The organism is Oceanobacillus sp. FSL W7-1281 (assembly GCF_037969835.1).
Taxonomy (GTDB): domain Bacteria; phylum Bacillota; class Bacilli; order Bacillales; family Amphibacillaceae; genus Oceanobacillus; species Oceanobacillus oncorhynchi.
The window spans coordinates 1,601,892-1,614,663 of the sequence record NZ_CP150214.1 but is presented as its reverse complement, the minus strand read 5'-3'; the positions used below and the strand labels follow the sequence as shown (position 1 = coordinate 1,614,663).

Annotated in this window: 9 protein-coding genes; all 9 read right to left on the bottom strand. The window is 37.5% G+C overall.

All coding sequences use genetic code 11. The annotated features are described in order from the left end of the window. Window positions 1–15: 15 nt before the first annotated feature. Window positions 16–2,241, bottom strand: a complete 2,226-nt coding sequence (locus tag MKX55_RS08110; RefSeq protein WP_339237485.1) for a helix-turn-helix domain-containing protein — start codon at window positions 2,239–2,241, stop codon at window positions 16–18. Between the two features lie 32 nt (window positions 2,242–2,273). Further along, window positions 2,274–2,912, bottom strand: coding sequence for a DUF624 domain-containing protein (locus tag MKX55_RS08105; protein WP_339237482.1), 639 nt, complete (start codon window positions 2,910–2,912; stop codon window positions 2,274–2,276). 588 nt (window positions 2,913–3,500) lie between these two features. After that, a complete protein-coding gene (rlmD, locus tag MKX55_RS08100) occupies window positions 3,501–4,880 on the bottom strand; it encodes a 23S rRNA (uracil(1939)-C(5))-methyltransferase RlmD (protein ID WP_339237479.1) in 1,380 nt (459 codons plus the stop codon). 149 nt (window positions 4,881–5,029) lie between these two features. After that, window positions 5,030–5,944 carry a diacylglycerol kinase gene (locus MKX55_RS08095; protein WP_042533072.1) on the bottom strand — a complete coding sequence of 305 codons (915 nt, stop codon included), beginning with the start codon at window positions 5,942–5,944 and terminating at the stop codon, window positions 5,030–5,032. A 496-nt stretch (window positions 5,945–6,440) separates the two neighbouring features. Further along, window positions 6,441–7,871, bottom strand: coding sequence for an Asp-tRNA(Asn)/Glu-tRNA(Gln) amidotransferase subunit GatB (gene gatB / locus MKX55_RS08090; protein WP_339183895.1), 1,431 nt, complete (start codon window positions 7,869–7,871; stop codon window positions 6,441–6,443). Then, on the bottom strand, window positions 7,871–9,337 hold the full coding sequence (gatA, locus tag MKX55_RS08085) for an Asp-tRNA(Asn)/Glu-tRNA(Gln) amidotransferase subunit GatA (RefSeq protein WP_339183894.1): 1,467 nt from the start codon (window positions 9,335–9,337) through the stop codon (window positions 7,871–7,873). Before gatA ends, gatB begins: the two co-directional genes overlap by 1 nt. 18 nt (window positions 9,338–9,355) lie before the next feature. After that, entirely contained in the window at window positions 9,356–9,646 is a 291-nt protein-coding gene (gatC, locus tag MKX55_RS08080) for an Asp-tRNA(Asn)/Glu-tRNA(Gln) amidotransferase subunit GatC (RefSeq protein ID WP_339183892.1), read from the bottom strand. Window positions 9,647–10,034: 388 nt separating this feature from the next. Further along, a complete protein-coding gene (locus MKX55_RS08075) occupies window positions 10,035–11,303 on the bottom strand; it encodes a helix-turn-helix transcriptional regulator (protein WP_042533064.1) in 1,269 nt (422 codons plus the stop codon). A gap of 348 nt (window positions 11,304–11,651) precedes the next feature. Then, window positions 11,652–12,770, bottom strand: coding sequence for a CamS family sex pheromone protein (locus MKX55_RS08070; protein ID WP_339237476.1), 1,119 nt, complete (start codon window positions 12,768–12,770; stop codon window positions 11,652–11,654). Window positions 12,771–12,772: the final 2 nt, after the last annotated feature.

Genomic DNA, 12,772 nt, shown 5'->3' with positions numbered 1-12,772 from the left:
TTAGCAGCTTTCCTCTTATTCCGTATAAACTTGTCTGTACTTACCTGGTGTCATACCCACTTCATTTTTAAATTTACGGGTGAAGTTGGCAACATCTTTATAACCAACATCTAATACAATCGCTTTAATCGGCTTATCTGTGGTTGTAAGTTGTTTCTTTACTTCTTTCATACGTAAATACTGTACATACTGCTTGAAGGTATAGCCTGTCTGTTCCTTAATGAATCGACTGACATAAGAAGCTGACAAACGGAATTTAATCGCTATTTTCTCTAAGGATAGATCATGCAGCATATAATTTTTGTTTAAATAATCAATTATATTGTTCTTCAGCTGTTCATTATGACTTTTCTTATTCTTATTAACTTCTTTACATGCAAGGGAAACTAAATCATTTAACTGTTCATGCAGTTGTTCTTGAGAGCGAAAATCAAAGATCTGTTCATAGGTTTGCTGTGATGGAGTGACGCCTATTTCGGTAATGGTTTTAATAATCGTATTAATGACATCAAAACAAATCGCCCGTAAGAAAGAGACAGATTGCTCATTAGATTGTAACTGACTGAATATAGTCGAAAGAGTTTCGTAAGCAACTTCTTTATCCCCTTGTTTAATACTCTGAACAACCTTTAATAGATCTTCACGAGGATAACCTATATCAAATTCTCTTTCTTTTATATCTTCAAAATAGATGCTACTGCCTTGACTATAGAAGTATTTATGCTCTAATGCTACTAATGCTTCAATATAAGAACGGTTGAACATTGTCTTATTATCGTAAATTTTACCAATACCAATCGTTGGTTTAATCTCAAAAATATTACTTATATCTTCTTTTATTTGATTGACGAAGTCTTTCCGTTTCTGTTGTGCGGTTGATTTATTTCCATTAAATTTCACCACAAGTGCAATTGCATCCATATTTAATAAGTCAATACCATATGCCGTAACATACTCCAGGGAAACATCGGTAAATAATTTATAAAGTGTTTCACGTTCAATAATTCTATTTGTAAGCAATTTTTGCTTATCAAGTGAAATAATCATTGAGCAATAATAATCCCCATTAATATCAAGGTATAGGGTTTCATTATAGCTGTCAATTTCCTCTTCACTATTGAAATCACCTTTGATAATTTTGATAAGGAATTGATCTTTCACAAAGGATTGATGCTTATACATCGTCTCACTTAACTTCTCATGATCTTCAAACACAGAGGTTACCGTTCGTTTAATTGTTTCTAGTTCATTTATGCCTTTAACTTCTAGTTTTCTATTTTGGTTAATAGAATTAAATAAAGAACGGATTGGCTGATACTGCTTTTTCGCCAGCCATAAGACAAGCAAGCTCCCTACTATAAATAGACTGATACATAACAAAGCCATAACCAAAATGGTGCTCTCTAAACGTTCAAAAAACTGAGAAGTTTTCATCATGATAACAAATTTCCAGCCTGTCATTTCTGATTCCACCATGGCAACGGAGTAATTCTCACCACCTTGTTCTATACTGGTCACTTCACCATTAACGGCTTCATCCAATTCAAGACTGCTGATATCAATATTTTCATCCACTATCGATGAACCAATAACTTGATTTTGCTCAGATATAATAAAACCGTTCCCTTGTGTTTCATTTAACGTATTATCTATCAGGTTATCCAAAGTTCTCTCTCGAATTAAGTAGATAACTGTACCATAGCTATTATTACTGTCTGAAGAGAGGGGCACAAAATAATTGATATACTGAAAACCATCTCTTCCTCCATTGCCTTGTTCTGTTCTTGTTGTCAAAGGTACACTGGCTTCCATTGCTTCTGAAACAGTTTCTTCATCCCAATTATAGTTATCAAAGGCAGTAGCCAAAGAGTGAGCACCATTAGAAGAAAAAATTCGACCAGAACCGTGGTAATAAATCATAATCTCATCAATGATCGAACTGTTCGCTTTATATTTTCTTAACTCACTAATTGCTTCAGAACCATAGTATTCGTGACTGATCATATAGGGAGTTAACCTGGGATCATATGCCATTCTGTTCGCAAGCATGTCCAACTCATTAATTCTTTCATCTGTGATCGTAGCAATTTGTTCCAATCCGCCAATATTCGATTGTTCTATCTCTTCTTTTAAATCAGAAACAGAGTTTAAATAAACAATCGAACACATCACGGTGAAAGGTACTAAAAAAACGATAAAATAAGAAATAATATATTGTTTAAATAACTTTGATTTTATCAACGAGGTCCCCCCCTGCACAATTACCCTGTTGCTTAGTTTTCTTTGATATTATCCTCTTGTAACTCTACACTCTTCTTCTCTACAGCTATACAAGCCCGGTAAGAAAACCAAAGAATGGGGTAAAGTGTTAAGGGTACTCCTATAAATATAATTAAAACAGGCAAAAAATTATATAGATAGTATAAAGGGAGCAAGGAGATTAACATGGCCACTGATTCAAACGGTCGTATTAACGCAATCAAAAAAGCTTGTTTAAAATACCGGAAAAATGTTAACTCATATCGATTATATATAATGAAGAAATGACATACCAAAATCGTATAAATCACAATCACTCCCACAATAAACGCATGAAAATAAAAAGATTGAATAAAATCTCTTGAGATAACATAATCCGCATAAAAAAACATACCAAGTACTACCAAGATCAACCCCAAGCCATTACCTTTTATAAATGCTTTTTTATAGGTATTCCAAAACTCAGCAAAAATAGGGATATTGGTACCATCTTTAAACCACTTATGGATTACACCTGCAGTTGCCAATGTAGCAGGAATAATACCTAATACCCCTAAACCAAGCACTGTAAATAGATACCACAGCATTTGAAGATACATAATGTTAAATAGCCACGTACCCAATTGGTACATAAATCTCATAATTCCATTCATTTAGAACCCTCGCCATCTTATTGTCTACATTTTATTATATAATAAATTAAGCGCTTACGAAATAATCTGGTTAAAAATGCTTCCTTTATTTCGCTAATTCTCTAAATTTTGTGAGTAATTTTAAATCATTTCCTATCACTTCGACAAATATACGAGGTGTATACTCATCAGCAATCATACGCGAAAACCAAATTCATCATATAATAAGCGTAGCGAAAGCTTATTGATGTATGTTTCATAGTGGTTGAGTACCTTACTTATTGCTTCTACATTCCCTTTTATAGCAGCTACAATTACAGAAAACGGAAACAATTCATTTATTAGATAGGGGGATTTTGACTGATTTCATTTCACAATCATCCCCCACACTGTCTTTTAATTCTTGGTTTATATTTTAATTACACATAAGGATAGACCTTTCGAGATAATTATTGACATAAACAAACAAAAATACGTTTTGAAGTAAGCTTTTATATCACTTTCTTCAAAACGTATCTATTTCATTGGCAAAAGTATAAAACTTACCTGCTGCTTAAGTGTAACTGAGTTTTCCGCCGGCTTGGCGATAAGCTAAGTATTCTTATATAGTTACACTCGACGCTCAAGCAAAGTTACAGCCTCCACGTGCCCCGTATTCGGAAACATATCCACCGGCTGTACTTCCTTCGTCTCATAACCGCCGTCCTCTAAAATGCGCAAATCCCTTGCCAGTGTCGAAGGATTACAGGAAACATAAACAATCCGCTTCGGCTTCATTGCCATCATCGCATCCAGAAATTCCGGGTCACAGCCCTTTCTCGGAGGATCGACAACAATGACATCTGGATCTAAGCCTTCCTTCTTCCACTTAGGCATCACTTTTTCAGCCTGTCCAACGGTAAACTCCGCGTTATCTATTCCGTTATGCGCTGCATTTTTCTTTGCATCTTCAATAGCTTCTGGAACAACCTCGATTCCATATACTTTTTTTGCTTTTTGGGCAAGGAAGAGCGAGATTGTACCTATGCCACAGTATGCATCGATTACTACATCATTTTCATCAATAGCTGCATACTCCAGAGCTTTATCATAAAGCACCTTTGTCTGAACAGGGTTTACTTGATAAAAGGACTTTGGCGAAATCGCAAAGGTTAAATCGCCTATTGTATCGTGGATATAAGCTGCTCCCCATAATACATTTGTCTTCTTCCCTAAAATTACATTCGTGCGCTGGTCATTGATATTCTGCACAATCGAACGGATAAATGGAAACTTCTTTGTCAGTTCTTCGATGATTCGCTCTTTGCCGGGAAGCTTGGCTGTACGCGTTACAAAAACAACCATCATTTCTCCTGTAAAATGGCCTGTCCGAATCATAATATGACGCAGCTCGCCTCGATGGGTTTCTTCATTATAAGCTTGGACGCCATATTTATTCATTAAGTGCCGAACAAATGGGAGCACCTCATTCATTGCATGGCTGTGCACATGACAGGTATCTTGATTCTGCAGTATCCGGTGGCTTCTTTTCTGATAGTAGCCTGTAATTAATTCACCGTTTTTTTCATCGACAGGGATTTGTATCTTATTTCGGTAATGAGAAGGGTCTTCCATCCCGATGATTGGATGCACGGGAACATGCTCCAGATGCGCTACTTTTTTCATCACATTATGGACCTGATTCTGTTTCATTTGTAATTGAAGGGCATAGCTCATATGCTGGAGCTGACAGCCTCCACAGTACACATGACAGGTTGGTTCCACACGTTCCGGACTTGTTTTCTTCAGCTCTAACAGCTTCCCAAATCCATATTTTTTATTTGCTTTGACCACTTTAATAACGGCTTCTTCTCCCGGTAAGGTCTTCGGAATAAACAAAGGATAGCCGTCCACTTTTCCTACGCCGCTTCCTTCATGGGTAATATCTTCAATTGTAATAGTTAATTGTTCATTTTTTTGAACAGGGGTATTTCCTGTTGATTTTGCCATTGTCATCTTCCTCTATTTCCGTAATCACTTTAATTCACCTTATTTTATCACAGGCTTTTAAGAAACAACAACTGTTCCTATGCTCAAGGAGACAGGAGCAAACAAAAAAGCCTCTAAAACAACTTCATGTGGTTTAGAGACCTTTATTTTTATTCCAGCTCTTCTTGATGCTCGATGAAATCTGCTGGAACCATAAACTCGATATGTTCCTGAAGATTGATGAATTCTCCCGGCAGCATGCCACCGTATTCCCCATCAATATTCAACTGCATTTTATCCTCATTCGTCACTTTAACACGCTTTGCCTGTGTATAGATGATGTTTTTACTTTTTAAGTGTTCCCCGCGAAGGGCAAGTGATGCAATTTGAATAAATTCTGCAAGATTTGTTTTCTTTAAAATGAGAACATCAAAGTACCCATCATTTAAACGAGCATCGGGAGCAAGCTTTTCAAAACCGCCGACGGAATTCGTATTAGAGATTAGAAAAAGCATGATATCTTCTTCCAGTACATGTTCATCGTACTCAATTCTGACATGTGCCGGCTTTAAAGAAGGAAGCATCTCAATGCCTTTCATATAATATGCTAATTGACCTAACATTGTTTTTAATTTGCTCGGGACATCATATGTTAATTCTGTCAGTTTTCCTCCGCCGGCAATATTAATAAAATAATGCTCGTTGACTTTTCCGATATCTAATTTCAGCGAATTGCCTTCTAAGATAACATCTACAGCTTTATTAATATCTCTGGGAATTTGAAGTGCTCTGGCAAAATCATTTGTTGTTCCAGCAGGCAATATCCCTAACTTTGGCCGATATTCCTGTTCGGCTACGCCATGCACGACCTCATTGATCGTACCATCGCCGCCAGCCGCAACAATTAAGTCATAGCCTCTTTCTACAGCAGTTCTTGCAGCGTCGATAGCATCCCCTTCGCATGTTGTCGCATGTGCGGAAGTTTCATAGCCGGCAGTTTCCAGCTTTTCTAAAATATTGGGTAATGCTTTTTTGATTGCTTCACGTCCCGAAGTTGGGTTATAAATGATTCGGGCCTTCTCCATGTTCTTTCCTCCCCATACGGTCCATCTTGCAATTGCTTCTTTACAGACACGTATTATATAAAGTATCACTTCATTCTTTGCTTTTCTTCTCCTTAGATGAAAGGAAACCTAGAGAACCTCACAACATTCCATAGCAAATATTTACTTTACGTATTACAGAACGGTGATATTCACTGAAATCTCTCTCAAAATAGATACATAATAAAAAGCAGTATTTATCCATGATCTGACATGAATAACCTATGAAGTACCTTTATGTTGAAATTATAATCGTATTAAATAAACTCGTCTAATCCATATCATAGACTTTTTTGATGTGTTTGAAAAGCAAAATGAACAAAAAATAACAAGCTTCGATGAAATATACTATCCTTCTGCCATGTTTGTCAGTGTCTGTCCATCCATCTTTTTTGACCATTGGATAGGCTGCCACATATAATTTCTGCGACAGCCTTCCTGTTACTACATTTATTCTATTACGTTTTACCAAAAAAGCTTATCGCTTCTCAAGCTCCGCAGCAAGAATTTCGTTGACCAGCGGCGGGTTTGCCTGTCCTTTGGTTGCTTTCATAATTTGGCCGACAAGGAAGCCTTTTGCTTTTTTCTTTCCATCCTTGAAATCAATAATGGATTGTTCATTTTGATCAAGAATGTCATTTATTATTGGCTTTAATTGCTCCGGATCAGAGATTTGAACCAGGCCTTGTTCTTCGACAATTTTTTCTGGGTCGCCGCCATTTTCAACCAGCTCTGCAAATACCTTCTTCGCAATTTTAGAGGAGATTGTGCCGTCTTCAATCAATTTAACCATTTTCGCCAGGGCATCTGGTGTAATTGCCAGCTCTTCAATCTCTTTATAATGCTTATTCATGTAAGCAGAAACTTCTCCCATTAACCAGTTGGATACTTGTTTGATATCTGCTCCATGTTCTACGGTTTCCTCAAAGAAATCAGACATCTGCTTAGATGCCGTTAACACATTCGCATCATATTCTGATAAGCCTAATTCGCTTACGTAACGCTCTCTTCTGGCATCTGGAAGCTCAGGAATTTCACTGCGGATGCGTTCCTTCCAAGCCTCATCAATATATAATGGCACAAGGTCCGGCTCAGGGAAATAACGATAATCATCCGAACCTTCTTTGATACGCATCAGAATCGTTTCTTTTGTTTTTTCATCGTAACGGCGTGTTTCCTGCAGGATTTCTCCGCCGGATAATAATACTTTTTCCTGACGTGTTTCTTCAAATTCTAATCCTTTTTGAACAAAGGAGAAAGAATTTAAGTTTTTCAGTTCTGCTTTGGTACCAAATTCCTCTTGTCCGATTGGACGAAGTGAAATATTGGCATCACAGCGCAGGGAGCCTTCCTGCATCTTCACATCCGATACACCTGTATACTGAATAATATTTTTCAGCTTCTCCAAGTATGCATATGCTTCTTCTGGAGAACGCATATCCGGCTCAGATACAATTTCAACTAATGGTGTTCCCTGACGATTGTAATCGACATAGGAATAACCGTCTTCCCCATGTGTTAATTTTCCTGCATCCTCTTCCAGGTGCAGGCGGGTGATACCAATTTTTTTCTTTTTGCCGTTTACTTCAATTTCAATCCAGCCATTCTCGCCGATTGGCTGATCAAATTGCGAGATTTGATAAGCTTTCGGATTATCTGGATAGAAATAGTTTTTACGGTCAAATTTCGTATCTGTTGCAATTTCACAGTTGAGTGCCATTGCCGCTTTCATCGCAAAGTTGACTGCTTCTTCATTTAAGACTGGCAGTGTGCCCGGATAGCCTAAGTCAATCGGATTGACATTCGTATTTGGCGCAGAGCCAAATTCATTTGTACTCGGGCTGAATATTTTTGATGCGGTTTTTAATTCTACGTGTACCTCAAGTCCAATAATTGTTTCGAAATTCATTACTTGGCACCTCCTAGTTGAGGTCGTTTTGTATGGTGTTCAGTTGCTTGCTCAAATGCATGTGCTGCACGATAAACCGTGCTCTCATCAAAATAGTTTCCGATAACCTGCAAGCCGATTGGCAATCCATCCTCGGAGAAACCGCAAGGAATAGAAATACCGGGAACGCCTGCTAAGTTGACAGGAATCGTTAAGATATCATTCACATACATCGTTAATGGATCACTTGTTTTTTCGCCGACTTTAAATGCCGGTGTCGGTGTTGTCGGTCCAACAATCACATCATATTCTTCTAAAATTTTATCAAAGTCATTTTTAATTAATGTACGTACTTTTTGCGCTTTTTTATAATAGGCATCATAGTAACCAGAGCTGAGCGCAAAGGTTCCAAGCATAATACGGCGTTTCACTTCATCGCCGAAGCCTTCACTGCGGGATTTTACAAACATATCCAGCATATTTTCTGCATTCTCTGAACGGACGCCATAGCGTACGCCGTCAAAACGGGCTAAGTTCGCAGAAGCCTCAGAGGATGATAATAAGTAATAGGTTGAAAGTGCATATTTAGAATGCGGCAAGGATACTTCTTCCCAAGTGGCACCAAGGGATTCATAGACCTTCAACGCCTCTAAAACAGCATTTTTTACTTCTTCGGAAACTCCTTCTGCTAAGTATTCTTTAGGAACAGCTATTTTTAATCCCTTTACATCGCCAGTTAATGCTTCTGTATAAGCCGGAACTTCTACATCTGCACTGGTAGAGTCCATTTTGTCATGTCCTGCAATAACTTCCAGTACACGTGCATTATCCTCTACCGTACGGGTCAATGGGCCAATTTGGTCCAGAGAGGATGCAAACGCCACAAGTCCAAAGCGGGATACACGTCCATAAGTAGGCTTCATTCCTACAACACCGCAGAATGCTGCCGGCTGACGAATCGATCCGCCTGTATCCGATCCAAGTGAGAATAATACTTCCCCTGCTGCGACTGCTGCTGCAGAACCGCCGCTGGAACCGCCCGGAACGTGGGCTGTATTCCAAGGGTTACGAGTCGGCTCATAGCCGGAGTTTTCATTGGAAGATCCCATCGCAAATTCATCCATATTTAATTTACCGACTGCAACCGGATTTTCAGCATCCAGCTTGTCAACAACGGTTGCATTGTATAACGGGTCTGTGAAATTATCTAAAAATTGACTTGCACAGGTCGTGCGAAGTCCTTTCGTTACGATATTATCTTTAATACCAGCCGGGATACCGAATAGGACACCGGATTTATCCTCACGTTTGTCCAGTTCTCTTGCTTTCTCCAGCGCTTTTTCTTCATCAAGTGTTAAGAATGCATGCACATCCCCGTCCACTTCTTTAATTTGCTGGTAAGATTCTTTCACTAAGTCTTCTACAGTAATCTCTTGATTATGTAATTTTGTTTCCAATTCTTTTATCGTATAGTCAAATAAAGACATGAATATGGTTGCCTCCTTTTATTCTAGAATAGATGGAACACGAATTTGTCCATCCTTTTGGTCAGGAGCATTCTTCAATGCATCCTCTTGTGTAATCCACTTTTTAGGCTCATCTTTGCGCATCACATTTTTCAAATCTAATACGTGTGTGGTTGGCTTCACATTTTCTGTATCTAATTCATTCAGCTGCTCAGCATATTCAATGATAGCACTCAGCTCATTCGCCATTTGTTCCACAGCTTCATCATCAAATTCCAAGCGTGCGAGATTAGCTACATGCTTTACCTGCTCTTTTGAAATCTCTGCCATTTGCTTAACCTCCAAAATAATCGTATTTATTTATAATATGCTATAAAAATAGCACTTATATTCGAGCGTGCATTTAGAATAAACATCATTCAGCCTATACACTCATTAAAACAACATTATATCATTTTTATAAGATGTTTTATATTAATTATTGCTATATAAATTGAAATTAATATTAGTAGCATTATTAACATTCATGGTGGTATTATTAATAGTACTATGAATAACACTCTTATTAATACCGTTATTAACACGGATTCCACTTATGATAATAGCAAAACTTGCTTATACAAGGCAAGTTTATATTGCTACATAACAAAAAAACCAAGTTATACTATAATTTATAATTAACATTATAGAATAACTTGGTTTTAGACATAAAATTATATCAAATGTGAGCAATATGCTTATACATTTGGTTTACTTCTCTATAATACTGTGCCGCGTCCTTGTAATTATTATTACCTTCATAGCGTTTTGCCAGCAGCTCGGAATAAAGAATAAAATTCCCGTAGTCCTTTTGCTTCTTTAATAATGGAAGTAAATCTTTGACCAATAATTGTTCAAACAGATTGAACTGTTCTTCAAGCAGATAATTATAGCTGCGCAAGATGTATTTATACACAAGGTATGGCTGTTTATCCTTTAAATCATAGAATACACTTAATCCGTAATCAATATACTCTTCTGCCTCATCATAATAATTCGAATGATAATATTCACGTACGAGTGAAGCTGTGATCTCCACTTTGGTATTCGCTGACACGTCTGAATCATTTAAAATCCCTTTATAGTATTCAATCGCTTTTGTCGAATCACCCTTTGAAGCATATAGATAACCAAGATTCTGGTGAATCTTTTGAACGACTTTTTTATCATGAATGGTTTCTGCAAGCTGCAGACCAAGTGTGAAATTTTTAATTGCCTTTTCATAAAGCTTAATATGAGTATAACAAATCCCTAAAATATTATGGGCACGTGCACAGTGCAGGAAGCTATATTGCTTCATATACATTTCCAGAGCCTCTTCTGCATATTCGATTGCTTCAAGGGAGTTCCTCAGCTTAGAATGTGCCATCGAAATATAATACTTCAAGTCGGCCTCTGCCTTTTCCTCCAGGCGATGATCCTCTGTAATTTTTTCTGCCCGTTTATATTGATACATGGAATGATAATAATTCTTCACCGCAAAGCTGTAGCGTCCATTAAATAAATACCAGTAATACTGTTCTTCTACACTAAACGTGTTTACAACCTCTTTTAACTGCGTAATTTTATTGGCAGCCAAATCGATTCTTTCAATGAATAAAAAATAATTAATCTTATGAATCTCAAACATAATGAGATGATTAGAATAATTTTTATCCATCAGCATCTGGATTTCCTGATAGGCAGCTTCCATGTCTTTTTCTTTGGTATTCTCATCAAGCATCTCATACCAATTCTTACAGAGTTCGCCGATTTTCTCCTCCTGGCTCTGATCTATTGTAATACAAAGCCGGTGACACAGCCTTCGGATAATATCCTCATTTGGTTCTGTTTTTTGATTCTCAATCTTCGATAAATAGGATAAAGAAACAATTCCCTCCGATAGCTCCCCTAGAGTCATTTTCTGCTTTGTACGCTGGATTTTGATATACGTCCCAATCGCTATCATGTTATCTTTCACCCCACACTTTTATACTTTTATCATGGCATAGCGGTTCGTGAAGCAACCGTCTCTGTAATAGAGAAATTTTGTTTGACTGCTTATCTAATTTTTTCATAAATAAAGAAAATTAGTGCGAAAGTGCTTAAAAACATTTTCCAATGATAAGCTATTTTAATTCCTTTGTCATTATACCTTCTATAAACCCATTGTACCATACTCTGCCGTTCTTCAATTTGGGAAAATCAATAGAAGAATCATTAAATAACTTTCGCTTGTCCGAAAAATTTTCTTAAAAAAAGAAAATCCACTGCTGCTAGCTGATAAACTGCTAGTAACAGTGAATTTCCTGATGCTTTAATCATAAATATGAACTTGAATTTCATCCTCACCCGCATTACGGTAAAGCAGACTCTCCGTCTTCTGGCTGGAAGTAATATTAACTTCTATATCATAATAGTTTGGAAACATATCTTCAATCAGACCATACACATACTGGGTAAAACCGATAACCTCTCCCTTGCCGTAAAATTCTATCGGGACATCGATGCGTAATTTCTGAAGCTCCTCATCTATATAGAAGCCTTCCCCTACCATTCCGACATAGTTTGGAAAGAAATCACGAATTTCATTTCCAAAGCTTGTTACAAGCTCCTGATCATCATAATATTTTTCCTGACCTTCATCAGAAGGGAAGAGGATATTTTCTTCTTCTACATCCTCCCAGCCGTCAATTGAGCTGCTCCCTCCATCCACATTTGTTTTAGCTACAAAATTTCCTGGCACAGGAGAAGCTTGCTCCTCTTCCCGGTAAATACCGATCATAATAGGAACATCACTGAGCTCTTCATCATTTTCACGAATATCATTGACAATATCCTGTGCAATTTCTGTTGCTTGTTCCATCATTGCACTTTCAGAGATATCTTCATATTGGTAAGGCTCGCCAGTATCTGTCTGGAATTGATAAACAGATTTCATCGCAAGTCCTATAGAGATTCCTTCTAAATTGACATTTCCATCCTCTGTCTGTGTTAAATAATTTTGTTCTAGAACATGTGATAAATAACGCGGATTTTCCCTGAAAGTCTCTTCATCTGACCCTAGATTTACTTCAGGGTTTAATTCATCAATCCAATTATAGACACGATTACTGTCAAAATACTGCCCTTCCTGAAAATAATAATCTTCCGGACTATATGAATCCATGGACAGCCGACGCAATCCTTCTTCCATTTCATCGATGTCCACACGGTTAGCTACCTGATTGGTAATAACTCCTCTTGCCTCACTTGGCTGATATGGTAAAATCATTCGGTAATTTTCCCCTGAAAGTCTATTGCTAGGCACGATAGAAGTCTCTTCCTGGCTGCTGGCATCCTCCTGGACGACTTCCTCCTCGCTGGATGACTTCTGCTGCACACATCCGCTTAAAAACAGTGCCACTACACTAATGGATAGCATCCATTTTTTCAAAG